This is a genomic window from Stenotrophomonas sp. YJH_SMC_33 (assembly GCF_059372295.1).
The window spans coordinates 403857-426465 of record NZ_JCAFVJ010000001.1 but is presented as its reverse complement, the minus strand read 5'-3'; the positions used below and the strand labels follow the sequence as shown (position 1 = coordinate 426465).

Genomic DNA, 22609 nt, shown 5'->3' with positions numbered 1-22609 from the left:
GGGGGACGCAGACGAAGAAAGCCCTAAAGTTGTCCTGAGTCAGGCCGATACAGATGCGTCTTTCCGCCTGGAGTCTGTCATGTCGGCCGTTGTCCCCCACCTCCGGTCCCTGCGCACGCGCCTTGCTGCGTTGCACTCGGCGTCCCCTGGGCTGCTGCGCTGGCTGCAGCCACATCGGCTCAGCGTGGCCAACAAGCTCAAGGCCACACTGTGGATCTGCGGCCTGGGCCTGGTGGCGATCGCTGCTGTCTACGCCTGGACTGGCCATGCCAACGCACTGGCTGCGCGCAGCCAGGCCAGCTACCAGCGCGGCAGCGATCTGGCTGCCAGCCTGTCCACGCGGGTGGCCGAAGCGCGTCGCCTGCAGGCCCAGTATGCACGCAGTTTCGATGATGCCGACCGCGCGCAGCTGTTGGCCACGCAGAAGGCGTTGCAGACCGATCTGCAGGCGCTGCGCGCGATGCCGATGGATGCTGGCCGGCGCAAGGCCCTGCAGGCGCTGACCGAAGCCGCCGACGCGTTCTCGCAGGGTGTGGCCGCCCTGTTCGAACGGGTCGACGAGATGGGCCGTGGTGATGCCGGCCTCGCTGCGCAGCTGCAGCAGGCCGCCGACACTCTGCAGGCGCAGGTGGATGTGCAGCAACGGCCCGCGCTGGCGCTGTCCCTGCAGAAGATGCGAAGGCAGGAGGCACTGCTGCTGCTCGACGGTGATTCCACCCACGCCGACCGCGCCAGCGAGGAGAAGCTGCCGTTCGACCTCGCGCTGGCGGGCCTGCCTGCGGATGTGCAGGACACCCTGCGCACCGGGATGGAGGCGTATCAGGCCGCATTGCTGGGGTATGCCGCTGCCCGTGTCGGCCTGGATGTGGAAGCGCAGTCGCTGCTGGGTGCCGCTGCGGACGTAGCGCCTGCACTGGCCGCATTCCAGCGGGCGCAGGTGGCGGCGCTGGCCAGGGCGCAGGCACGCCAGCAGGCCGGCGCGCGCACCATGAGCGTGCTGTTCGCACTGACCCTGCTGCTGGTGGCCGGCGTGCTGATCACCAGCCTGGTGCTGGTGCTGCGTGCGGTGCGCCGGCCGATCCAGGACACCCTGCGCTTCGCCAGCGACATCGCCGACGACCGCCTCGACACCACCCTGCGCGTCTACAACGCCAACGACGAGATCGGCCAACTGGCCCAGCGCCTGGTCGACATGCAGCAGCGCCTGCGCGCGCGCATCGAGATCGAGCGTGCGGTGGCCCGCGGCAACACCCGCGTGCGCCAGGCATTGGATAGCGCGCAGACCGGCCTGATGGTGATCGATGCGGAAGGGCAGGTCGCCTACGCCAACCCGGCATTGCTGCAGCTGCTTGAACTGCCGAACGAAGCGCTGGTGGGCAGCGACGCGGTACGCCTGCATCCGGCGTTGGCCAGCCTGGCCGGCGTACGCCAGCGCGAGGAGCGCGAGATCGGCCATGCCGGCGTGCGCTACCAGCTGATCGCCAATGCCATCACCGACGAAGGGCATTTCCTCGGCGTGGCAGTGGAGTGGCGCAGCCGCGCGCTGGAAACGCTGCTGGAAACCGAAGTGGCAGCACTGGTCGACGCCGCCGCACATGGCGACCTGCACGGCCGCATCGCGCTGGAGGGAAAACAGGGCTTCGTGCGCACGTTGTCGACCAGCATCAACCGCCTGCTGGCGACCTTCGAGACCAACCTCGGCGATCTGCAGGCGCTTCTGGCGGCGCTGGCCCGTGGTGACCTCAGCGTGCGCATGGAAGGTGAGCTGCAGGGCGTGTTCGCACGCATGCGCGACGATGCCAACGCCACGGTCGCGCAACTGGGCCGCATCGTCACCCGCATCCAGCAGGCGACGTCCAGCCTCGACACCGGTGTGGGTGAGATCGTTGCCGGTCACCATGATCTGTCGCAGCGTACCGAACAGCAGGCGGCCAACCTGGAAGAGACGGCAGCGTCGATGCACGAGTTGACCGACACCGTTGGCCGCAATGCCGATGCCGCGGGCCGCGCCGATGCCTTGGTGCAGGGGGCGGCCGCGGTGGCCCAGCGTGGTGGCGAGGCCGTCGGCCAGGTGGTCGCAACCATGCATGGCATCAGCGAGGCCTCGCGGCGGATCGGCGACATCACCCAGCTGATCGATGGCATCGCTTTCCAGACCAACATCCTCGCGCTGAATGCCGCGGTGGAAGCCGCGCGCGCAGGTGAGCAGGGCCGCAGCTTCGCCGTGGTGGCTGCGGAAGTGCGCCTGCTGGCCCAGCGCAGTGCCGAAGCGGCCAAGCAGATCAAAGGACTGATCGAGGATTCGGTGGCGCGTGTTGGCCAGGGCAACCAGCAGGCCGAGCAGGCGGGCATCACGATGGGCGAGATCGTTGGCAGCGTGCAGCAGCTGGCCGAGCTGCTGGCCGGTATCCGCAGTGCATCGCAGGACCAGCATGCCGGCATCGCGCAGGTGAAGCAGACCATCGTGCAGATGGAAGCCAGCACCCAGCGCAACGCCAGCCTGGTGGAAGAGGCTGGTGCCTCCACCGCGCAGATGCAGGCGCAGGTACACGCGCTGGCCGAAGCGGTGGGCGCGTTCCAGTTGCAGTCGATGCCACAGGCGCGCGCTGCGGCGGCCTAGCCTGCGGTTCCTTGTCGGCTGGCCGGGAATCAGCCGAGCGTCGGCTCGGCTCTACATCGGCTGCAGGCACACTGTAGAGCCGAGCCCATGCTCGGCTCGGGCCAATGCGCGCTGGCAGGAATCAATACACGTCGCGGCGGTAGCGGCCGTTCTCCAGCAGCGTTTCCACTGCTTCATCACCCAGTGCTTCGCGCAGCACCTGGTCCACACCTTCGGCCATGCCCAGCAGCGAACCGCAGACGTGGATGACCGCACCGCGCTGCATCCAGTCGCGCAGGGCATCGGCTGCTGCACGCAGGCGATCCTGCACATAGCCGCCCTTACCATCGCGCGAGAACGCCAGGTCCACCCGCGCGAGATGGCCATCGCCCTGCCACGCTTCGATCTCATCGGCGAACAGGAAGTCGTGCGCGCGCTGGCGTTCGCCGAACAGCAGCCAGTGCCCGTGCTCACCTGCATGCGCGGCTTCGCGCAGCAGGCTGCGCAGGCCCGCGATGCCGGTGCCATTGCCGATCAGCACCATTGGCGCACCGCCAACGCGATGGAAACCGGGGTTGCGGTGCACACGGGCCACGATGCTGGCACCGGCAGGCGCATGCAGCGACAGCCAGCCCGAACCCAGGCCGGTGCGTCCGGTTTCGTCATGGACCAGCCGTACCACCAGTTCGACCGCACCGTCATCCGTACAGGATGCGATGGAGTACTCGCGCCCCGGCAGCAGTGGCAGCCCTGCCAGCCAGAGGCAGGCATCCTGCACCGACAGCGCAGCATCGGCATCGGGCAGCTCGCGCTCGCTGGCCAGCGCCAACAGCGTGCGCGGCTGGCCGTCAATCAGCAGCGGCTGCTGGGGATCCAGCCCATGTGCCTTCAGCACCGCAACGGCGTGCCGCGCGTTGTGGCGGGGCGCGATGTGCAGGATGTCGCCCGCCTGCCACTGCACATCGGCCGGTGGCGCAAGACGGATGTGCCAGATGGCGCCGCCCACGCTGCCTGGATTGAGGCGGTCACGGCCGAGCAGGCGCCATTCGTGCATCTGCGTCGCGGTCGGCAACACGCTGTCATCGGTGGCGATGCCGGTCAGCGCGCCGAGATGTTGCTGCCACTGGCGCAGCGCCGGTATCGCAGCGGCATCGACATCGATGCGCTCGAACAGCGCACGTGCCCCGTTGCCCAGCAGCCAGCCATCGAATTGGCGGCCAAAGCCGCAGTAATGCGGGTACTGGCGGTCACCCAGGGCGAGCAGGCCGAACTGCAGGCCCGACAGATCCGGCGCTTGTGCCAGCAGCCGTCGCGCAGCGCCCCGCGCCGCATCCGGAGGTTCGCCATCACCAAAGGTGCTCAGCACGAACAATGCCTGTGCGGTGCGTGCCAGCCGCGCGGCATCGACGCGGGCCAGCGGCAGAACCTGCACTGCATGGCCGGATGCTTGCAGCTGCGCGGCAGCGCGCCATGCGAGTTGTTCGCCCAGTCCGCTCTGGCTGGCATGCACCACCAGCCACGGCGTGCCATTGCCATCTGCAGGTGTTGCTGGCAGCGACTTGCGCAGCCCGCGCGCAGCGCACTGGCTGCGGCGCCGGTCCAGGTACAGCAGCCAGCCAGTGATGAAGAACAGGCTCATGCCCAGGCTGCTGAGCATCACCACCACCCGCCCGGGCATGCCGAAGTAACTGCCCGAGTGCAATGCGAACACGCTGGTGGCCAGCTGTCCTCCGGTGCCCTGGCGCGCGTAGGGGCGTGAATCGAGGATGGCCCCGCTGGCCGGATCCAGCTGCAGCAGATCGTGCGCGCGGTCATGCCGCCCACCGCGCTGCGACGGGTCACCGGCCATCACGCGCACATTCAGTACCTGCCCCGGTTTCTCCGGCAGACGCAGGTCGATGTAGCCGGTGCGCACGCCGGGCAGCGCATACAGCGTGGCTTCGATGCGCTCCAGGTCCAGGGCGGCGTCGGCGGCGACCTTGTGTTTGGCGGCCGGTGCGACGCCCAGCAGGGTGTTGGCGGCGCTGCGGTACCAGTCGAAGGACCACCACAGGCCGGTCAGCGCACTCATCAGGTAGATCAACAGCACCCAGGTGCCGGCCACGGAGTGCAGGCTCCACAGGAAGCCGCGTCCACTGCGCTTCCACTCCACTGCCAGCCAGCTGCGCCAGTGCCACCAGCGTCGTGGCCAGCGCAGGTAGAGCCCGGACAAGGTGAAGAACACCAGGGCGATGGCGCAGCTGCCGGTGATCCATTTGCCGCGCTCACCGGCGGCAAGATGCCGATGCAGGTCCTCGACGAAGTCAAAGAGCGCCTGCCCGCGCAGGGCGCTGAAGCGCTCACCGCTGTAGGGGTCGAAGTACACCCAGTGTTCCTTGCCGCCAGCAAAGCGCGCCACCGACGGTCGCTGGCCGGTGGCATCCACGCGCAGGCGCTGTAGGGGGCGATCACCGCCGGCCTGCAGCAGCGTTGCCAGTTCGCTGAGTTCGAGCGGAAGCTGGCCATCAGCATGGTGTTCAGCGATCTCGGCGAAGCCGGGGTTGGCCGCTCGCAGCAGCTCATCCTCGAAGGACAGCACGGCGCCGCTGAGGCCCATCACGGCCAGTACGGCGCCGGCGGTGATGCCCAGCAGCCAGTGCAGTTGGAACAGGACGTTCTTGAACATCGAAGGAGGGGGCCCCGAAGGCTGCCGCCCGCATCCTGCGCAACAGCAAATGAGAATTAATCGCGGAATTCTCCGTGGCGGACGGGCTACGGTCAAGGAGGGTCTTGTTGCAGGGCTTTGCAGCCCTGCACCCGCTACAAGCCGGAGCAACGTCAACGTCAAAAGCCGGCTTTCCGTGGGTTGGCGGGGTGGGTCCGGTTGAGGGGGACGCTGCAAGTACGTCCATGTAAGCTCGGTCGCCGCTTGCTCGTGTGCGCTGTCCTGCGCACACGGCAAGACCAGGGTTGGGCGTCCTGCCCAACCCGCCCGAGGCATGCCTCGGGCCCATGCGGCTCACGCCCCCTCAACCGGACCCACCCCGCCTTCGACAGATTTCCGCGATCTGTCGGAAATACTCTTGGGGTCAGATCCGTTTTCCGTAGGAAAACGGATCTGACCCCGGAATTTCATTCGATATCTGACAGATGTGTCGACCAAGGTCGACACCTACCAACAGCCGGCGGAATCTGTCGAAGGTGGGGCGGTGTGGCTGTGCAGGACCGTTGGCGCCATGGATGGCGCCATCGAGCCCCCATGGGTGAGGGCGCTTTGCTTGCGAAGCACTGCTTCGCAAGCGCCCGAACGCACAGCCGCCAGCGGCTGGGCCGGACCCCGGAGGGGGGTTTACGGCGTGTCCTGCACAGCCACAGCGCCCCGCCATCCCACGGAAAGCCCGCTTTGGCTTTGGCTCTGGCCGTTGCCGTTGCATTGAGCAGGGTGCAGGGCTGCAAGCCCTGCAAAAACCCCCCCTCACTTCACCCAGCTGTCGATCTCGCCGTGGGCGAACGGTCCCAGCTTCGCCTTCACCAGCCGCCCCTGTGCATCGAACAGCACGCTGTAGGGCAGCAGGCCCTGTGTATTGCCAAGCTGCACGCTGGCATCGCGCGGCCCCGGGGTCTCGATCACGATCGGGTAATCCACCGGTACCCGCTGCAGGAAACGGCGCACGTCCTCCGGCGTATCCAGCGCCAGTCCCAGCACCTGCACACCGTGCTCGCCCTGGACATGTGCGAAACGCGCCAGTTCGGGCATTTCTTCAACGCAGGGCGCGCACCAGCTGGCCCAGACATTGATCAACAGCGGGCGACCGCCAGCGTGCTGGCGCAGGTCCAGCGGCCGGCCTTCAAGATCCGGCAGCGACAGTGCGGGCAGGCTGTCGCCGACCTGCAGGGTGGGTGCGGCAGCCGCCACAGCAGGCGCTCCCGGCACGGCCTCAGGCGCCACCGGCGCCGGTGTCAATCGATGGCCGGCCCACAGGCCAAGGCCGGCGGCCAGCACCGCTGTCCACAGCAGCGCTGGCCGTTGCCACTTCATCGTGCGGTGCGCAGCAGCGCTTCCTCCACCACCGCCTGGGTCAGCAGGGTCGGCAGCACGGTCGGCGGCGCGCCGGGGCCGTACACCACGTACAGTGGCACGCCCACGGCCTTGTGCTCTTCCAGGAACGTGGTGATCTGCGGGTCGACATTGGTGTAGTCGCCGCGCATGTACACCGCGTTGGTGCGCTTGAGCAGTTCCTTGAATTCCGGCCGCGACAGCACGGCGCGCTCGTTGGCCTTGCAGCTTACGCACCAGTCGGCGGTCATGTTGACGAACACCACCCGGTTGTCGGCGCGCAGGCGGTCCAGCAACTGCGGTGAATACTCGACCACGTTGTCGCTGGCGGCCTGTGCGGCCCGCGCCGGCGGTGCGAGCTGGGTCACACCCCAGGCCGGCACCAGCGCGCCGATCGCCAGCAGTACGCCCAGCAGTGTCACCGCACGCGAGCCGGTCCAGCGGTTGCGCTCGAACAGCCACAGGCCGAACGCCAGCAGCAGCAGGCCACCCAGCACCAGCGCCATGCCATCCACGCCACGCTGCTTGCCCAGCACCCACAGCAGCCACAGCGCGGTGGCATACATCGGGAAGGCCAGCACGTGCTTGAGCGTTTCCATCCACGGGCCCGGCTTGGGCAGGCGGCGTGCGAGCGCCGGCACGAACCCGATCAGCAGGAACGGCAGCGCCAGGCCCAGGCCGAGGAACAGGAACACGGTCATCGCCTTCAGCGGCGGGGCAATGAACGCGTAGGCGATCGCGCCACCCATGAACGGGCCGACGCAGGCACTGCCGACCACGCAGGCCAGCGCACCGGTGAAGAAGTCACCGGCCGGGCCGCTGCGGCTGGCCAGCGACTGGCCCAGATTGCCGATGCCGCCGCCCAGGGTGAACACGCCGGACAGGCTCAGGCCTACCGCGAACATGATGTAGGCCAGCGCCGCCACCACACCCGGGTGCTGCAGCTGGAAGCCGATGCCGACGGCATTGCCGATCGCGCGCAGGCCGACCATCAACGCGCCGATCACGGCGAACGCGACCAGCACGCCCAGCGTGTACCAGAGCGCGTGGCTGCGCGCGCGCTGCGCGCTTTCGCCGCTCTGCGCCAGGCTCAGCACCTTCAGCGAGAGGATCGGCAGCACGCAGGGCATCAGGTTCAGTACCAGGCCACCGGCCAGCGCCAGCAGCAGGACCCAGACGAACGAACGATCAGGATTCGGCGTCGTCACCGGCGGACGCGTGCGCAGCGCATTGTCGCCCTGTGCATCGGTGGCGAATTCACTGCTGGCGGTGGCGCCACCTGCGGCGGCCGGTGCCGCTGCATCCGTGTTGGGCACGGTTGGCAGCAGGCGCAGCGGGGCGCCGTTGGCGGCTTCGCGCGGTGCACCGTTGGCAGCAGGCAGCGGGTTGATCACGTCATTGCGCGCTGGCGCCTGGTCGGCGCTGGCGCTGACCTTGCCGGCCGGAATCGACAGCTTCACCCGGCGGGTCATCGGCGGGTAGCAGATGCCATCGGTCTGGCAGCCCTGGAAGGTCACCACCAGGGTGCTGTCGACGGCATCAGTGACAGCGCGGCGCAGCGGCAGCGGTACTTCCACCTGGTTGAAGTAGACCGAGACATCGCCGAAGTGCTCGTCGCGATGCGATTGCGCGGCTGGCCAGCGCGGCTTGCCGGCCAGCACGCCGGCGCTGCCTTCCAGCTTCAGCGAGGTGCGGTCGCGATACAGGTAATAGCCGGGCGCTGGGCTGAAGCGCAGCAGCAGCGTGTTGCCGTCGCTGGCGATGGCATCGAAGCCGAACGCCTGTTCCGACGGCAGCGGCAGGGCCTGGCTGTTGTTGGCCGCGCCCGGCAGGCGCAGGCCACCGCTGTTGCCGGCACCGGCCAGCGGGTTATTGAACGGGCTGGCCGCACCGGCACGCGCGGCAGGCACCGCCGCCGCCGCACCGGCGCCCGGCAGGGTGACCTGCACCACGCGCTTCTGCGGCGGGTAGCAGACACCGGCATCGGCGCAGCCCTGATAACGCACTTCCAGGCTGATGGTGCCGGCAGCGTCGGTCGGCGTGCCGGGCAGGGTGGCCAGCAGGCGCTCGCGATAGGTCTCGACCTCGCCGAAGAAATCGTCGTGGTGCTTGTCGCCCTTGGGCATCTGCAGCGCGCCGGCATTGAAGGCCGGGTCGGCTTTGACGCTGGTGCGGTGGCGATACAGGTAATAGCCTGGCGCGATCTTGAACTGCAGCTGCACCTGGCCACGTTCGGGGGCAGTGGCGGTCAATGCGAACGCCTGGTCCACCGGCAGCAGGTCTTTCTCATCCAGGGCGAAGGCGGGCAGCGAAAGGCACAACAGGGCGCACAAGGCAGCGCCACGCGCAAACAGAGTCTTCAATCAGTGTCCTCCCGGGTCTGTGCCCGGATCCAATCCAGATACGCCGGCAGGCCGGCCCGGGTTTCGACCGCGATGCACTCCGGGAGTTCATACGGATGCAGTTCGACGATCCGGGCGATTGCGTCATCGACGCGGCTCGCGGTGGTTTTCACCAGCAGCTGCAGCTCGGCGTCGGTGGTCACCTCGCCCTGCCAGCGGTAGGTCGACTGCGCGCCATCGAGGCGGGTCACGCACGCGGCCAGGCGCTCGCCGACCAGCGCGTGCGCGATGCGCTCGGCACTGGCCCGGTCCGGGCAGGTGGTCAACAGCAGCAGGACGGGATCGACGGTCGACATGACCATCGAGTATAGGGCCGCCACCGGGCCAGGGCCCGGCGGCGGCCGTGGACCGCTGCGTTGCGCGGTCAGTTGGCCAGCTGGCAGGTGGCCGGCTTGGCCGAGGTGAACAGGGCCGGGGTGGCCCACTCGGGGTGGTCGATGAACGGGTTGCGGTTGCCCTGGAAGCTGTAGACCACGTCATTGCGCGCACGCTCGGCATCATCCGGCGGGTCGGACAGGTGCCAGTCGATCAGGGTCGACAGCAGGCCCATGTAGGCCGGTGAGCTGCTGGTCTTGACGATCTTGCTGCGGTCGTCGGTCAGCTCCAGGTCCGGCTCGGACTGGCCGGTCGCCGCATCCTTGCCGCCCTCGTAGCGGATCGCCATGTACATCACCGCACGCGCCATGTCGCCCTTGCGCTTGCCCCACACCTCGAAGGTGCCGGTGTTGCCGTCCGGCGTGCGCACCCAGTTGGAGTTGCCCGGATAGCCACCGCTGCCGCCACCCTGGCCGTTGTTGGCCTCGGTGGCGCGCTCGCCGCAGCTGGCGTCGCACTTGCCGAACGGCTTGTTGCCACGATCGGCGTTCCACTGCGCGTCGGTCAGGTACAGCATGTGGGTGTCGGTATACGGGGCGTACGGCAGGCCCTTGTCGCCGGTGGTGGTGGCAAAGCCCAGCGAGTTCGGCCAGGTGTGCTCGCGGTTGTAGGTCAGGCCGCTGCCGGTGCCCGCACGATCACTGACCTTGGCGTAGCTGCGGTTGCGGTAGGCATCGAGGATGCGGTTCGGGTTGTTCGGATCCTCGTCGGCGATTTCCAGGATGGTCCAGGTATTGGTGCCCGAGCCGCTGTACGGGTAGGCGGTATGGCCCTTGATGGTGGCGTGCAGCGAGCAGCGCAGCTGGCTGGGGCTGCTGGTGTTGACCCTGGAGTAGTAGCCGGCCGGCACGCCCGGGTTGCCCGGGTCCGGATTGCCGCCGGTGCTGGCCACGGTGAAGGCGATGCGGCTGTCGGCGGCCGGGTGTGCGCCCTGCAGGTCGGTGATGCGCGCGGCGCGGATGTCGAAGCGGCAGGCTTCACCGGCCACCAGCGCGGTGTTGGTGGACAGCTTCACGCTGCGGCCGCTGGCCGGGAAGGTCAGCGGCACGCTGCCGGAGGTGCCGCAGCTCAGCGCGAACGCGCCGCTGGCCAGGTTCACGGTTTCGCTGAACACCACTTCCAGATCGGCCGCAGCCGGGAAGGTGCTGCTGCCCTGCGCCGGGGTGGTGGTGGACACCGACGGCGGCGTGTTCGGGCCTGGCGTGCCACCGCCGCTGAAAGTCTGGCCGTTGTTGCAGCTGCCGAAGGTCTGGCCGGCCGATTCGGCCCAGGTGAAGTGGGTGTACTGGCTGCCGCTGCCGGTCAGCTGCAACGAGGTGCCCGGCGCGGTGCTGTTGGTCTCGGCTACCGGGATGTTCTGGCTGGTCATGCCGGCGGCGGGGCCACCGGAGGCGGTGATGGCGCCCTCATAGCTGAGGAACTGGACCACTTTGCCACTGGCATCGACCAGGGCGATGCCGTCGGTCGGGCCGTTCTGGATCCCGTTGGTCGGGTAACTGACCACGGCGATGGTGGCGCTGCCGCAGCCGGCGGCGGTGCCGGCCGGGACCGGGTTGTTGGCATAGACGGTGGCGGCGGACGGATTGCTGCCGTTGTAGAGGTACAGGCGGTAGCCGGACAGGTCCTCACCGGCAGTGGCTACGACCTCGATCGCTTCGCCGACGTCACCGGCGGCGGTGCTGTCGTCGTAGTGCAGTTCGTTGATGAAGACCTCGGCCTGGGCCGGCGCAGCGGCCAGCGCCAGCAGGCAGGCTGCGGCAAGCGGGGACAGCAATCGCATCGACTCCTCCTTGTGATTGGGAATGCCGGACCGAGCCTAAGGCCGATCCAGTGACACTTTGTCGTAAATGAACCTCAGATGTCTGACAGTGCGACGCTTGTCACCGAAATTGATCTGGACCGACGCCCTGGCCGAGGCGCGCGGGTGGAAAAATTTTTTCATTCCGCCCTTGAAAGGGGGCGGCGGGGCTCCATCTCTGCCCTGCTCCCGACGTTGTCGGGTTTCTTCACGTGCGGTTCTGGCACTCGCCTGGGGCGAGTGCTAACATCGCCGGACTTTTTTAGACCAATCAATCACTTAAGAGGTCTCCTATGAGCATCAAGCCGCTGCACGACCGCGTTGTGGTCAAGCCGATCGAAGCCGACGAAATCTCCGCCGGTGGCATCGTCATCCCCGACTCGGCCAAGGAAAAGTCCACCAAGGGTGAGGTCGTGGCCGTCGGCCCGGGCAAGCCGCTGGACAACGGCAACGTGCGCGCGCCGTCGCTGAAGGTCGGCGACAAGGTCATCTACGGCCAGTACGCCGGCAGCTCGTACAAGAGCGAAGGCGTCGAATACAAGGTCCTGCGCGAGGACGACGTGCTCGCCGTCATCGGCTGAGCCCCGGCGCGACCTGTTCCATCCCCTGATTCCAACACCCAGCCGCCGGGCATGGCCCGGCGCTACCAGATGAGGTAACTGCACATGGCTGCCAAGGATATCCGTTTCGGTGAAGATGCCCGTTCGCGCATGGTGCGCGGCGTCAACGTTCTCGCCAATGCCGTCAAGGCCACCCTGGGCCCGAAGGGCCGCAACGTCGTGCTGGAAAAGAGCTTCGGCGCCCCGACCATCACCAAGGACGGCGTCTCCGTCGCCAAGGAAATCGAACTGGCTGACAAGTTCGAGAACATGGGCGCGCAGATGGTGAAGGAAGTTGCTTCGCGCACCAACGACGACGCCGGCGACGGCACCACCACCGCCACCGTGCTGGCCCAGGCCCTGATCCGCGAAGGCGCCAAGGCCGTGGCCGCCGGCATGAACCCGATGGACCTCAAGCGCGGTATCGACAAGGCCGTGTCGGCCGCCGTCGCCGAGCTGAAGAACATCTCCAAGCCGACCGCCGACGACAAGGCGATTGCCCAGGTCGGTACCATCTCGGCCAACTCGGACGAGTCGATCGGCCAGATCATCGCTGACGCGATGAAGGAAGTCGGCAAGGAAGGCGTCATCACCGTTGAAGAAGGCTCGGGCCTGGACAACGAGCTGGACGTGGTCAAGGGCATGCAGTTCGACCGCGGCTACCTGTCCCCGTACTTCATCAACAACCAGCAGTCGCAGACCGCTGACCTGGATGACCCGTTCATCCTGCTGCACGACAAGAAGATCTCCAACGTCCGCGACCTGCTGCCGGTGCTGGAAGGCGTCGCCAAGGCCGGCAAGCCGCTGCTGATCGTGGCCGAGGAAGTCGAAGGCGAAGCGCTGGCGACCCTGGTGGTCAACACCATCCGTGGCATCGTCAAGGTCGTGGCCGTCAAGGCCCCGGGCTTCGGCGACCGTCGCAAGGCGATGCTGGAAGACATGGCCGTGCTGACCGGCGGCACCGTGATCTCCGAAGAAGTCGGCCTGTCGCTGGAAAAGGCCACCATCAAGGACCTGGGCCGCGCCAAGAAGGTGCAGGTCTCCAAGGAGAACACCACCATCATCGACGGCGTCGGCGACAAGGCCAACGTTGATGCCCGTGTGGCGCAGATCAAGACCCAGATCCAGGACACCTCCTCCGATTACGACCGCGAGAAGCTGCAGGAACGCGTGGCCAAGCTGGCCGGCGGTGTTGCCGTGATCAAGGTCGGCGCCTCGACCGAAATCGAGATGAAGGAAAAGAAGGACCGCGTCGACGACGCCCTGCACGCCACCCGTGCAGCCGTTGAAGAAGGCGTGGTCCCGGGCGGCGGTGTTGCCCTGGTCCGCGCGATCACCGCGCTGGCCGGTCTGAAGGGCGCCAACGAAGACCAGAACCACGGCATCCAGATTGCCCTGCGTGCGATGGAAGCCCCGCTGCGCGAGATCGTTGCCAACGCCGGTGACGAGCCGTCGGTCATCATCAACAAGGTCAAGGAAGGCACCGGCAGCTTCGGCTACAACGCGGCCACCGGCGAGTTCGGCGACATGCTGCAGTTCGGCATCCTGGACCCGACCAAGGTGACCCGTTCGGCGCTGCAGAACGCCGCCTCGATCGCTGGCCTGATGATCACCACCGAAGCCATGGTGGCCGAAGCTCCGAAGAAGGACGAGCCGGCCATGGGCGGCGCCGGTGGCATGGGCGGCATGGGTGGCATGGGCGGCATGGACTTCTAAGTCCCCGCTGTCACCCTGCAATGAAAAACCCCGCCGGAAGGCGGGGTTTTTTTGTGGCCGGTCGGAATCAAAGTAGATCCACGCCATGCGTGGATGCCGCTCCCAGGCGGGGATCTACGCGCGGCCCTCGCGCCGCTGCAGCCACAGGTGGGCCACCAGCAGGGCCAGCGCGCCTCCCGCGATCATGCCCTGTACCCACGGCAGCTCCGTGATCGACGCAAGCAGCAGGCCCGCCGCCATGCCGATCAGACTGGCGCCGGCTCCCACCCGCTGACGTCGCTGCCGATGTGCCGCCTGGCGATGGCGTGCAGCGATGCACAGACGTCGTGCACCCGGCTTCAACACCGCTTCGGCAATGGCATCGATCTCTGGGCGATTCATCCTGTCTCCTGCATTGCATCCGTGTCTGCATGCTGCACGACTGCGGGACCTGTGTGCAACGGTAACGCTTCGATCATCTGACAAACGCCTTCGCCGCGCCGTACTCCCACTGCCACGGCACGCCGGTGTCGCCCAGCACGAACGCCACCAAGGCCGGGAAGGCCGCCTCTGCCCGCACATCGTTGCCCAGGATCACCACGCAGCGCTGGTGCTGCTCCATGCATACCAGCGTATTGCCCACCGCATCGTCGTGGCCGCCCTTGTAGAAGCCTGCGCCCTGCGGGCCGAGAAACGTCACCACGCCCAGGCCAGCCGCCAGGTCCTTGCGCTGCTGCGCCTTCGGCAGCTCCGGCTGCAGGGTGGGGAACTGGCTGGCGGTGGTGATCTGCAGCTGCGGCCGCACCAGCTCCCTGCGCATCGCCGCTGACAATCCATCGCCGCGCACGTAGCCAGCGGCGAAACGGGCCATATCGGCGATGGTGGTATCCATCGAACCAGCCGCACGCACGCGGCTGCGTTCATCGTGCGGCTCTGTATTGCCTTCGGCGGTCCAGCCATCGGCCAGGTTGCCGGCGAAATCCGCGCGCCACAGCATGCTGGTGCGCGCCATGCCGAAGCGATCGAACACGCGCTGCTGCATCAACGCACCCACATCCTCGCCCAGCCGCCCGCGTTCGATCACGAACTGCAACAGGATCAGTCCTTCTCCGGAATACCCATATCGACTACCCGGATCGAAGTGGAACTTCAGGCGCCCATCGGGCTCCAGAACGCCGAAGTTGGCAAAGCCACTGGAATGGTTGAGCAGCAGGCGCGGGGTGAGCTGGCGCCAGCGGGCATCTCCGGCCAGCACACTGTAGTCGGCGTACTTCTTCGGTTCCGGTGGATAGTCCGGCAGCGGTTTGTCCAGGGCGGTAGCGATGCTGGCATCCAGATCGATCCGCGCGTCCTGCGCCAGCTGTGCGACCAGATGGCCGAAAGCCATCTTGGTCAGTGACGCAGCGTACATCACGGTGTCGGTGCGCAGCGGCTCGCCTGCGGCGTTGCGTTCACCGTAGGCGGCCACATGCACCACCTTGCCGCCATCGATCACCGCCAGAGCCATGCCGCGCGCGTGGGCGGCATGCATCAGGCGCTGGGCTTCGGCATCGATGTGGGCCGGCGTGGGTACCGGGGGCGGCGCGGCCAGCACGGCCAGCGGGAACAGCGTCAGCAACAACAGGGCAACACGGCGCATGCGTGGACCTCCTGGCGGGACGTGGCGCGATGCTACCGCAGCTTCGGCTGCTTCCACCCCTTGTGCCAGGAGCGCGCCCTGCGTGGATCGGCGGCTGGCCCGGCCAGTCTTGCATTCTGTTGTGGCGTGAATATGATTAGGCGCCTAAACAGAACGGAAATCATGATGCTCGAGGCAAAGCATGGCGCCCTTCTGGACGAGGCCCGGCGGCGCGGCCACGCCAATGTCGCCCAGCTGCATCTGTGCTTCCAGTTGCTGTCGCTGTCCTCGACAATCGATCGCGACTGCGCCGCCCGGCTGGCACCACACGGGCTCAGTGAGGGTCGCTTCATCGTGCTGTTCCTGTTGCATGGGGCCGGCGGCACGTTGCCGCCCCACGTGCTGGCCGAGCGCGCAGGCGTGACCCGCGCCACCATCAGTGGCCTGTTGGATGGCCTGCAGCGCGAAGGACTGCTGCAGCGTCGCTGCGATGCCGAGGATGGCCGCCGCCTGCAGATCGTACTGACGGGACCGGGTAAGCGCTTGGCCGAGACGCTGTTCGACCAGCACACGCAGTGGATCGGTGGCCTGTTCAATGGTCTGGACTCCGATGAACAGCAGCACCTGTCGCGATTGCTGCATAAGGTCTGGCAGCACACCGATGCCGGACGAGAGCCTGCGGCATGAGCCCGGCGATTGCGGCGGAACGGCTGCATGCCCTCAACACTGGCAGCGTCGCCGCCACCCATCTGGCCGAATGCCTGGCAGTGGATTTCGCCGCGCTGCTGCAGGTGGTAGCGCCTGCGCTTGCACCGGAAGCGCTGCAACGCATGCAGGATGCTTCAGGCAAGGGCATCACACTGCGCATGGCCTTGGCTGCGCAACTGCTGCGTGAGGCGGGGCAGGGCGATCCCGTGCAATGGCAGGACCATGCGTCCGACACCGTGCGCGGCTGGGCCTGCTACCTGATCGGCAGCGATGCCCGCGCGACGTTGGCAGAGAAGCTGCAGCAGATGCGCACGCTGGCCGACGATCCACACTTCGGTGTGCGCGAATGGGCGTGGCTGGCGCTACGCACGGACATCGTTGCCGCGCCGATGCAGGCGCTTGAGTACCTGCAACCGTGGACACAGGAAACTTCGCCGTACCTGCGCCGCTTCGCCTGCGAAGCACTGCGTCCGCGCGGTGTCTGGGCCACACATATCGCGCTGTTCAAGCAGCACCCTGAACATGCATTGCCGATGCTGGAAGCACTGGCTGACGACCCGGAACGCTACGTGCAGGATTCGGTCGGCAACTGGCTCAATGATGCCGGCAAGACTCAGCCGAAGTGGCTGCGCGTGCTGTGCACGCGTTGGCAGCACGAGCGCCACAGCGACGCCAACGCCTACATCCGCAAACGCGCACTGCGCTCGCTCCGGTAGTGCCGGATGCTGGCCGACAACCCCGCAACCCCGTCAACCTCAAGGAAGAACCACCATGTCGCACACCTTCATCGAGCTCTATACCGCCACGCCGGCCTGGACCACACTGCCGCCCGAGCAGCGGAATGCCTTCTTCGCCCGTATTGGCGCCGGCATGCAGCAGTTCGATCCAGCCCGCATCACGCCGCTGGCGATGGGCCGCATTGCCAGGGACGTACCGCATAGCAGCGATGAACAGTTCTATGCGGTCTGGCGCTGCGCGAGCCGCGAGGAGGTCGATGCGCTGGTGGCTGGCATTGCCGCCACCGGCTGGCATGAGTACTTCACCACCACCCATGCGGTAGGCGCGATGGACAGCATGGCCCAGCACTTGGCCGACCTGGCCGCCTTGTAGCGGGGCGGCAGACGCCGGCAGATCCGGTCCTCGGCATGGGTGGCACATGCGCCTGTCACCCGGACGCGGTAAACAGGACATTGCCCATGTCCATCCGCAGGGAAGTCGATCATGCAGAGCACGCTCCAGGTCACGCTGTTCGGCCCTCTTGGCGACAGCCCGGCGTTGCAGTTGCCGGGGCTCGAGGGGCCGTCGGTGGCCATCCAGGAATCGGCCCTGCGGCGGTTGGTTTCCGACCTCTACACCGCGCGTTCCCTGCTCAACCCCGAGCAGCTGGACGAGGCCCGGCAGGAACTGGATCGCGTGCTGGAACGCTGGGCCGACATCCATGAGGGCCTGCTGCTGGACGTGGAAGTGCATGGCAAATGAGCGACTTTGCGTGGTTACCGCCGCGTAGGCCGGGCTGGCGCGCATCTCGCTGAACCGCGTCCCCAGTTGCGTATGAAACATTTTGCACTGCGCAAAAGCTGTGCTATCAATAGATCCCATGAACGCAGCCCCCACCAGCTTTTACTGGTATTACTTTCCGAAGCCACCGGCGGAGGAAGGATTGCGCTCACCCTGAAGAAAGCTTCAGACGCATTCCCGAAAGCCGCCAGCGAACCTGGCGGCTTTTTTCATGCCGCCACGCTGGGGACCCCCAACGTTCCGGAGATCTCCCGCAATGCCCCCGCACACCGACGACCTGCGTATCCGCACCATCGAACCGCTGACACCGCCAGCCCAGCTGCTGGCGATGCTGCCCTGTGACGATGAAGCCTCCGACACCGTCAGCGCCTCGCGCGCGGCCCTGCACCAGATCCTGCATGGCCGCGACGACCGCCTGGCAGTGGTGGTAGGCCCGTGCTCGATCCACGACCCGAAGGCCGCCATCGAGTACGCCCAGCGCCTGAAGCCGCTGCGCGACGCGCTGGCCGGTGAACTGGAAATCGTCATGCGCGTGTACTTCGAGAAGCCGCGCACCACGGTGGGCTGGAAGGGCCTGATCAACGACCCGGACCTGGACGGCAGCTTCAGGATCGACAAGGGCCTGCGCATCGCGCGCGGCCTGCTGCGCGACATCAACAAGCTGGGCCTGCCGGCCGGTGTCGAGTTCCTCGATGTGATCTCGCCGCAGTACATCGCCGACCTGGTGGCATGGGGCGCGATCGGCGCACGCACCACCGAAAGCCAGGTACATCGTGAGCTGGCGTCGGGGTTGTCGTGCCCGGTCGGCTTCAAGAATGGCACCGATGGCAACGTGAAGATCGCCGCTGACGCGGTGGGTGCTGCGTCCAATCCGCATCACTTCCTGTCGGTCACCAAGCAGGGCGGCACCGCCATCGTGTCGACCACCGGCAACCCGGATTGCCATGTGATCCTGCGCGGCGGCAAGCAGCCGAACTACGACGCGACCAGTGTCGCCGAGGCCTGCCAGGTGCTGGCCAAGTCCAAGCTGCCGACGCGCCTGATGATCGACGCCAGCCACGCCAACAGCCTGAAGAACTCGGAAAACCAGCCAAAGGTGATCGAGGACATCGCCGTTCAGCTGGAAGACGGCGAACAGCGCATCGTGGGCGTGATGATCGAGAGCCATCTGGTCGGTGGCCGCCAGGAACTGGTGGAAGGCCAACCGCTGGTCTATGGGCAGAGCATCACCGATGGCTGCATCGACTGGGACACCACCGTGACGGTGCTGGAGCGGCTGGCCGCGGCCGTGCGCGCCCGCCGTGAAGTGAAGGTGTCCGAAGCCGCCTGATGGAAGCCGCCTGAGTGCGGCACGTGTGTGGATGGCGGCCAGCGCCTGCGGGGGTGCGGCCGCGATCAGGGCCGGTCGGAGTTGGAGACCGGCCCATCTGCACCGGCGATGCGCCTGGCGCTGCGCATGAGCGACAGCGCCAGGTACATCGCCGGGGTGGTGAGAACGATGGATGGGGCCTTCATGTAGCGTCGAGCCCGCGAAGCGCGGGGCTTTGTAGAAGATCCGCTCCACGTACGCTCCAGGTCACGTCACAATGCCACTTCCTGTTTGGTGGCCGCAGCCATGAAAGAACTGATCATTCCAGAAGGCGCACAGCGCGATGAGGATTCCATCGAGATGATCCGCGTGTGGATTGCCGAACGGGGATTGCATGCTTCGCTGAACGTTGGCCTGTATGGCGATCGTCCTGGCATTCGAGAGGAGCATGCGTGGGGACGCATCCTGGCAGACGTCGCCCAGCATGTCGCAGATGCTCTGGTCGTGAGTGGCGGGATGGACCGCGGCGCGGCGATCAACGCGATCAAGGATGCATTCGATGAAGAGCTGCGGGCGCCGTCCAGTGGGCGCTCGGGGGGATTCGTGGTCCGCCACTGAGGGACCAGATGGGCGCCGTGGCGCTGGAGACAGCGTCCCAACGCAACACGGCAACAAGCGCTGGGCGACGTGGAGAACGCGAACCTCAATGCACTTCGTCGTGATAGACGAACTTCGGCATTTCCCAGCGGTAGTGGATCGCCAGCAGGCGCAACGCGAAGCCGCCGCCGAGGCAGCACAGGATCGCGGTGGCGTCGGCCACGCCCCAGTGCAGCAGCAACAGATACGCCGCGCCGGTCAGCAGCGCGATGATCGCGTACAGCTCCTTCTGGAAGATCAGCGGCACCTCGTTGCAGAGGATGTCGCGCAGCACGCCGCCGAAGGCACCGGTCAGCATGCCGGCGATCAGCACGATCGGCATCGCATGGCCGGCCTCACGCGCGATCGAACACCCGATCAGGGTGAAGGCGATCAGGCCCAGGCCATCGAGCACCAGGAAGGTGCGGCGGAAGTGGTGCATCCAGCGCGCCACCCAGGTGGCGATCAGCGCCGCGCACACGGTGAAACCCAGGTACTCGGGATGCTTCACCCAGCCCAGCGGGTAATGGCCAAGCAGGATGTCGCGCAGTGAACCACCACCGAGGGCAGTGACGCAGGCGATCATGACCACGCCGAACAGGTCCATGCGGCGGCGGCCGGCGGACAGTGCGCCGGTCATGGCTTCGGCGGAAATGGCAATCAGGTAGATGACGGACAGCAGCATGGGACAGGCTCCGGGCGCGGTGGGGCCGGCCATGCGCGACTACCGCCACTGCCTGCGCAATGACGGGATGACGATGACCGGTGCCGCTCCCGCTGTCCTTTTGCCTGAGAGTTCAGCGGCATGGGCCGCGTGCCCCTTCGGCGGATCGTCCCAGGCGTGCCCGGTGACCTCTCTCCAGCTCGGCGAGTCGAATGCATGGTTGGTGGGATTCCAGCCCACCGGCCTGAGCGATCATGGGAGCCTGCGCCTTCGGCGGGCGCCAGCGCGGCGCCTCTCTCCTGCATTCGGGCGCCAGTATATCCGCTGCAGTGCAGCACGGCATAATCCGGGCATGACTCCGTCCCTCCGCCCCTGGTTCCTGTACCTGCTCGAATGCCGCGACGGCAGCTATTACGCTGGCATCAGCACCGACGTGGACGCGCGTTTCGCCGCCCACCAGGCCGGCAAGGGCGCGCGCTACACCCGGGCGCGGCCACCGCTGCGCGTGCTGGCCGTGCGCGAGTACCCGGACCGGGCCGCCGCGTCACGGGCCGAATGGCAGCTCAAGCAGCAGCCGCGCGAACGCAAGCTGGCCTGGCTGCAGGCCCCGGATCCTGCGCTTCTGTAGAGCCGAGCCCACGCTCGGCTGTTGTTGCTGCTGCCTGATGGTGAAGCCGAGCATGGGCCCGGCTCTACAGTAGATCCACGCCATGCGTGGATGCGGCTTGCACATGCCATGATCGCCCAGCCCTCAGCGCTGGAGACCCGGATGTCCACGATCGCCCTGCTGTTCGCTCTTTCCGCAGCAACGAGCCCCGCCGCCGACCCGGCCACCCTCGCGGCCATCGAAGCCACCTGCCACGATTACGTTGACGGCCAGCTGGAGGCCGACCCGCAGCGCGTCGCCCGCTCCCTGCATCCGGAGCTGGCCAAGCGCGCGGTCCTCGGCGATACGCCCGACGAACGCCTGGGCCTGCGCCGTATGTCGAAGGAAGAACTGGTCTCGCTGACGAAGCAGGGCGCGTTGAAGACCCCGAAGGATCAATGGGACCGCCGCTGCACGGTGCTGGACGTGACCGGCAACGCGGCCTCGGTGCGGCTGGAAACCCCGTGGTTCGTCGACTACTTCCACATGGGGCGCTTCGACCAGCGCTGGGTAATCGTCAACGCACTGTGGTACCCGAAACCGAAGGCGCCGTAGAGCCGAGCCCATGCTCGGCTTCTGCAAACCGCGCGAAGTGCAGCCGAGCATGGCTCGGCGCTACAGGAGCATGCGTGCGGCCCTAGCGCTTCGGTCGCCGGTCGTCCTGGTCATCACCGAAGATGATGCGCGCGCTGCGCTGGTAGCTCCAGTACGCCACGGCCCAGTTCAGCAGCACCACGATGCGGTTGCGGAAGCCGATCAGGAAGAACACGTGCGCGGCCAGCCAGAACCACCACGCCAGCACGCCCGACAGCTGCAGTCGGCCCAGGTGCACGATCGCGGCCATGCGGCCGATGGTGGCGAGGTTGCCGTAGTCCGCGTACTTGAACGGACCGGGTTCGGGCTTGCCGTGCAGGCGCGCGCGGATGACCTCGGCCACGTACTTGCCCATCTGCTTGGCCGCGGGCGCCACACCGGGTACCGGCTTGCCGTCGGCCTGGCTCAGTGCGGCCAGGTCGCCGGCCACGAACAGCTCCGGGTGATCGGGCAGGGTCAGGTCCGGTTGCACCGGCACGCGGCCCGCACGGTCCAGCGGCACGTCCAGCGTGCGCGCCAGCGGTGAAGCGGCCACGCCGGCGGCCCACACCACCGTGCGTGCCGGCACGAACTGGTCACCGAGCGTGAAGCCCTGGCTGTCGATGTCGCTCACCGGGGTACCGGTCAGCACTTCCACGCCCAGCTTCTCCAACTGCCGACGCGCCTTCAGCGAAAGCACTTCCGGGAACGAGGACAGCACGCGCGGCCCGGCCTCGATCAGCCGCACTTTCGCACTGGCCGGATCAATGTGGCGGAACTCGTTGCGCAGCGTGTGGCGCGCGATCTCGGCCAGCGTGCCGGCCAGTTCGACGCCGGTGGGACCACCACCGACGACGGCGAAACTCAGCCACGCCGCCTTCTTTGCCGGGTCCGGTTCGGCCTCGGCACGCTCGAACGCCAGCAGCAGCTTGCGGCGCAGCGCGATGGCATCGTCCAGCGTCTTCAGGCCGGGCGCATCATCGGCCCATTGGTCGTTGCCGAAGTAGGCGTGGGTGGCACCGGTGGCCAGCAGCAGGCTGTCGTAGTCCAGCGTGCTGCCATCGGCCATGCGGATCTGCCGCGCCTGCTTGTCGATGGCCACCACTTCGCCGAGGCGGACTTCCACATTGCGCTGGTGGCCGAGGATGTGGCGCAGCGGTGCGGCGATATCCGGTGCGGACAGGCCGGCGGTGGCCACCTGGTACAGCAGCGGCTGGAACAGGTGATGGTTGCGGCGGTCGACCAGGGTGATGCGTATGCGCTCGCGGGCCAGGGCACGGGTGGCCCAGAGACCGGCAAAACCGCCGCCGACAACGACCAGGTGGGGAACGCGCTCGCGACTCATCGACTCACTCCAGTGGGGGCATCGGGGGAAGCGCCTGGCATCTTCGCACGGCGGCCACCTGTCACGTCAGCGCCTGCCCGGATCGGCG

The 22609-nt window shown here is 67.2% G+C and carries 20 protein-coding genes and 2 riboswitches; of the genes, 11 read left to right on the top strand and 9 right to left on the bottom strand.

The window, feature by feature from the left end; all coding sequences use genetic code 11:
- The first annotated feature begins 79 nt into the window (after nt 1-79).
- Nucleotides 80-2620 carry a methyl-accepting chemotaxis protein gene (locus AC5P9W_RS02020; RefSeq protein WP_478434280.1) on the top strand — a complete coding sequence of 847 codons (2541 nt, stop codon included), beginning with the start codon at nt 80-82 and terminating at the stop codon, nt 2618-2620.
- 121 nt (nt 2621-2741) lie between these two features.
- Here the strand turns inward: AC5P9W_RS02020 and AC5P9W_RS02015 are convergent, their stop codons facing one another.
- The 5 genes from AC5P9W_RS02015 to AC5P9W_RS01995 form a co-directional block, all read right to left on the bottom strand.
- On the bottom strand, nt 2742-5264 hold the full coding sequence (locus tag AC5P9W_RS02015; RefSeq protein WP_495218736.1) for a PepSY domain-containing protein: 2523 nt from the start codon (nt 5262-5264) through the stop codon (nt 2742-2744).
- 789 nt (nt 5265-6053) lie between these two features.
- Entirely contained in the window at nt 6054-6617 is a 564-nt protein-coding gene (locus AC5P9W_RS02010) for a TlpA family protein disulfide reductase (RefSeq protein WP_019660809.1), read from the bottom strand.
- Nucleotides 6614-8998 (bottom strand): protein-disulfide reductase DsbD family protein, encoded by a 2385-nt coding sequence (locus AC5P9W_RS02005; protein WP_021203212.1) that lies wholly within the window; start codon nt 8996-8998, stop codon nt 6614-6616. The genes AC5P9W_RS02010 and AC5P9W_RS02005 overlap by 4 nt, the downstream gene beginning before the upstream one ends.
- A complete protein-coding gene (gene cutA, locus AC5P9W_RS02000) occupies nt 8995-9333 on the bottom strand; it encodes a divalent-cation tolerance protein CutA (RefSeq protein ID WP_010481118.1) in 339 nt (112 codons plus the stop codon). Before cutA ends, AC5P9W_RS02005 begins: the two co-directional genes overlap by 4 nt.
- 68 nt (nt 9334-9401) lie before the next feature.
- Nucleotides 9402-11192: an endonuclease gene (locus AC5P9W_RS01995; protein WP_111097641.1), complete on the bottom strand. Its 1791-nt coding sequence runs from the start codon at nt 11190-11192 to the stop codon at nt 9402-9404.
- A gap of 311 nt (nt 11193-11503) precedes the next feature.
- Here AC5P9W_RS01995 and AC5P9W_RS01990 point away from each other — a divergent pair, with 311 nt between their 5' ends.
- Nucleotides 11504-11791, top strand: coding sequence for a co-chaperone GroES (locus AC5P9W_RS01990; protein ID WP_005411227.1), 288 nt, complete (start codon nt 11504-11506; stop codon nt 11789-11791).
- Between the two features lie 84 nt (nt 11792-11875).
- Nucleotides 11876-13525: a chaperonin GroEL gene (groL, locus tag AC5P9W_RS01985; protein ID WP_005411226.1), complete on the top strand. Its 1650-nt coding sequence runs from the start codon at nt 11876-11878 to the stop codon at nt 13523-13525.
- 114 nt (nt 13526-13639) lie between these two features.
- Here the strand turns inward: groL and AC5P9W_RS01980 are convergent, their stop codons facing one another.
- Together AC5P9W_RS01980 and AC5P9W_RS01975 are read right to left on the bottom strand one after the other, a co-directional pair.
- Entirely contained in the window at nt 13640-13906 is a 267-nt protein-coding gene (locus AC5P9W_RS01980; RefSeq protein WP_206621887.1) for a hypothetical protein, read from the bottom strand.
- A gap of 73 nt (nt 13907-13979) precedes the next feature.
- On the bottom strand, nt 13980-15143 hold the full coding sequence (locus tag AC5P9W_RS01975; RefSeq protein WP_206621886.1) for a serine hydrolase domain-containing protein: 1164 nt from the start codon (nt 15141-15143) through the stop codon (nt 13980-13982).
- 165 nt (nt 15144-15308) lie between these two features.
- On the opposite strand from AC5P9W_RS01975, the gene AC5P9W_RS01970 reads away from it, so the two are divergent.
- The 6 genes from AC5P9W_RS01970 (at nt 15309) to AC5P9W_RS01945 (ending at nt 19275) form a co-directional block, all read left to right on the top strand.
- The gene (locus AC5P9W_RS01970; RefSeq protein ID WP_021203217.1) at nt 15309-15809 is read left to right on the top strand and encodes a MarR family winged helix-turn-helix transcriptional regulator; all 501 of its coding nucleotides are present in this window, start codon (nt 15309-15311) and stop codon (nt 15807-15809) included.
- On the top strand, nt 15806-16546 hold the full coding sequence (locus tag AC5P9W_RS01965; protein WP_021203218.1) for a DNA alkylation repair protein: 741 nt from the start codon (nt 15806-15808) through the stop codon (nt 16544-16546). Before AC5P9W_RS01970 ends, AC5P9W_RS01965 begins: the two co-directional genes overlap by 4 nt.
- Before the next feature lie 55 nt (nt 16547-16601).
- Nucleotides 16602-16940, top strand: a complete 339-nt coding sequence (locus AC5P9W_RS01960) for a DUF6616 family protein (RefSeq protein ID WP_010481139.1) — start codon at nt 16602-16604, stop codon at nt 16938-16940.
- Nucleotides 16941-17051: 111 nt separating this feature from the next.
- Entirely contained in the window at nt 17052-17309 is a 258-nt protein-coding gene (locus AC5P9W_RS01955) for a hypothetical protein (RefSeq protein ID WP_005411217.1), read from the top strand.
- Nucleotides 17310-17604: 295 nt separating this feature from the next.
- Nucleotides 17605-18678: a 3-deoxy-7-phosphoheptulonate synthase gene (locus AC5P9W_RS01950; protein ID WP_478405477.1), complete on the top strand. Its 1074-nt coding sequence runs from the start codon at nt 17605-17607 to the stop codon at nt 18676-18678.
- Between the two features lie 285 nt (nt 18679-18963).
- Nucleotides 18964-19275 carry a DUF5076 domain-containing protein gene (locus tag AC5P9W_RS01945; protein WP_495218735.1) on the top strand — a complete coding sequence of 104 codons (312 nt, stop codon included), beginning with the start codon at nt 18964-18966 and terminating at the stop codon, nt 19273-19275.
- Nucleotides 19276-19360: 85 nt separating this feature from the next.
- Here AC5P9W_RS01945 and AC5P9W_RS01940 read toward each other — a convergent pair whose 3' ends face one another.
- The gene (locus tag AC5P9W_RS01940; RefSeq protein WP_019338935.1) at nt 19361-19978 is read right to left on the bottom strand and encodes a trimeric intracellular cation channel family protein; all 618 of its coding nucleotides are present in this window, start codon (nt 19976-19978) and stop codon (nt 19361-19363) included.
- An 82-nt stretch (nt 19979-20060) separates the two neighbouring features.
- Nucleotides 20061-20166: riboswitch (glycine riboswitch) on the bottom strand.
- Nucleotides 20167-20179: 13 nt separating this feature from the next.
- Nucleotides 20180-20269, bottom strand: a riboswitch (glycine riboswitch).
- Nucleotides 20270-20309: 40 nt separating this feature from the next.
- On the opposite strand from AC5P9W_RS01940, the gene AC5P9W_RS01935 reads away from it, so the two are divergent.
- Together AC5P9W_RS01935 and AC5P9W_RS01930 are read left to right on the top strand one after the other, a co-directional pair.
- Complete coding sequence (locus AC5P9W_RS01935) at nt 20310-20585, top strand: GIY-YIG nuclease family protein (RefSeq protein ID WP_021203220.1); 276 nt, start codon at nt 20310-20312, stop codon at nt 20583-20585.
- A 141-nt stretch (nt 20586-20726) separates the two neighbouring features.
- Entirely contained in the window at nt 20727-21158 is a 432-nt protein-coding gene (locus AC5P9W_RS01930; RefSeq protein ID WP_111104310.1) for a nuclear transport factor 2 family protein, read from the top strand.
- Between the two features lie 82 nt (nt 21159-21240).
- Here the strand turns inward: AC5P9W_RS01930 and AC5P9W_RS01925 are convergent, their stop codons facing one another.
- Complete coding sequence (locus AC5P9W_RS01925) at nt 21241-22521, bottom strand: NAD(P)/FAD-dependent oxidoreductase (RefSeq protein WP_495218733.1); 1281 nt, start codon at nt 22519-22521, stop codon at nt 21241-21243.
- Between the last annotated feature and the right edge of the window lie 88 nt (nt 22522-22609).

Coding starts and splice junctions, on each gene's coding strand:
- AC5P9W_RS02020 (WP_478434280.1), top strand. CDS start 80: ATGTCGGCCGTTGTCCCCCACCTCCGGTCCCTGCGCACGCGCCTTGCT.
- AC5P9W_RS02015 (WP_495218736.1), bottom strand. CDS start 5,264: ATGTTCAAGAACGTCCTGTTCCAACTGCACTGGCTGCTGGGCATCACC.
- AC5P9W_RS02010 (WP_019660809.1), bottom strand. CDS start 6,617: ATGAAGTGGCAACGGCCAGCGCTGCTGTGGACAGCGGTGCTGGCCGCC.
- cutA (WP_010481118.1), bottom strand. CDS start 9,333: ATGTCGACCGTCGATCCCGTCCTGCTGCTGTTGACCACCTGCCCGGAC.
- AC5P9W_RS01995 (WP_111097641.1), bottom strand. CDS start 11,192: ATGCGATTGCTGTCCCCGCTTGCCGCAGCCTGCCTGCTGGCGCTGGCC.
- AC5P9W_RS01990 (WP_005411227.1), top strand. CDS start 11,504: ATGAGCATCAAGCCGCTGCACGACCGCGTTGTGGTCAAGCCGATCGAA.
- groL (WP_005411226.1), top strand. CDS start 11,876: ATGGCTGCCAAGGATATCCGTTTCGGTGAAGATGCCCGTTCGCGCATG.
- AC5P9W_RS01980 (WP_206621887.1), bottom strand. CDS start 13,906: ATGAATCGCCCAGAGATCGATGCCATTGCCGAAGCGGTGTTGAAGCCG.
- AC5P9W_RS01975 (WP_206621886.1), bottom strand. CDS start 15,143: ATGCGCCGTGTTGCCCTGTTGTTGCTGACGCTGTTCCCGCTGGCCGTG.
- AC5P9W_RS01970 (WP_021203217.1), top strand. CDS start 15,309: ATGCTCGAGGCAAAGCATGGCGCCCTTCTGGACGAGGCCCGGCGGCGC.
- AC5P9W_RS01965 (WP_021203218.1), top strand. CDS start 15,806: ATGAGCCCGGCGATTGCGGCGGAACGGCTGCATGCCCTCAACACTGGC.
- AC5P9W_RS01960 (WP_010481139.1), top strand. CDS start 16,602: ATGTCGCACACCTTCATCGAGCTCTATACCGCCACGCCGGCCTGGACC.
- AC5P9W_RS01955 (WP_005411217.1), top strand. CDS start 17,052: ATGCAGAGCACGCTCCAGGTCACGCTGTTCGGCCCTCTTGGCGACAGC.
- AC5P9W_RS01950 (WP_478405477.1), top strand. CDS start 17,605: ATGCCCCCGCACACCGACGACCTGCGTATCCGCACCATCGAACCGCTG.
- AC5P9W_RS01945 (WP_495218735.1), top strand. CDS start 18,964: ATGAAAGAACTGATCATTCCAGAAGGCGCACAGCGCGATGAGGATTCC.
- AC5P9W_RS01940 (WP_019338935.1), bottom strand. CDS start 19,978: ATGCTGCTGTCCGTCATCTACCTGATTGCCATTTCCGCCGAAGCCATG.
- AC5P9W_RS01935 (WP_021203220.1), top strand. CDS start 20,310: ATGACTCCGTCCCTCCGCCCCTGGTTCCTGTACCTGCTCGAATGCCGC.
- AC5P9W_RS01930 (WP_111104310.1), top strand. CDS start 20,727: ATGTCCACGATCGCCCTGCTGTTCGCTCTTTCCGCAGCAACGAGCCCC.
- AC5P9W_RS01925 (WP_495218733.1), bottom strand. CDS start 22,521: ATGAGTCGCGAGCGCGTTCCCCACCTGGTCGTTGTCGGCGGCGGTTTT.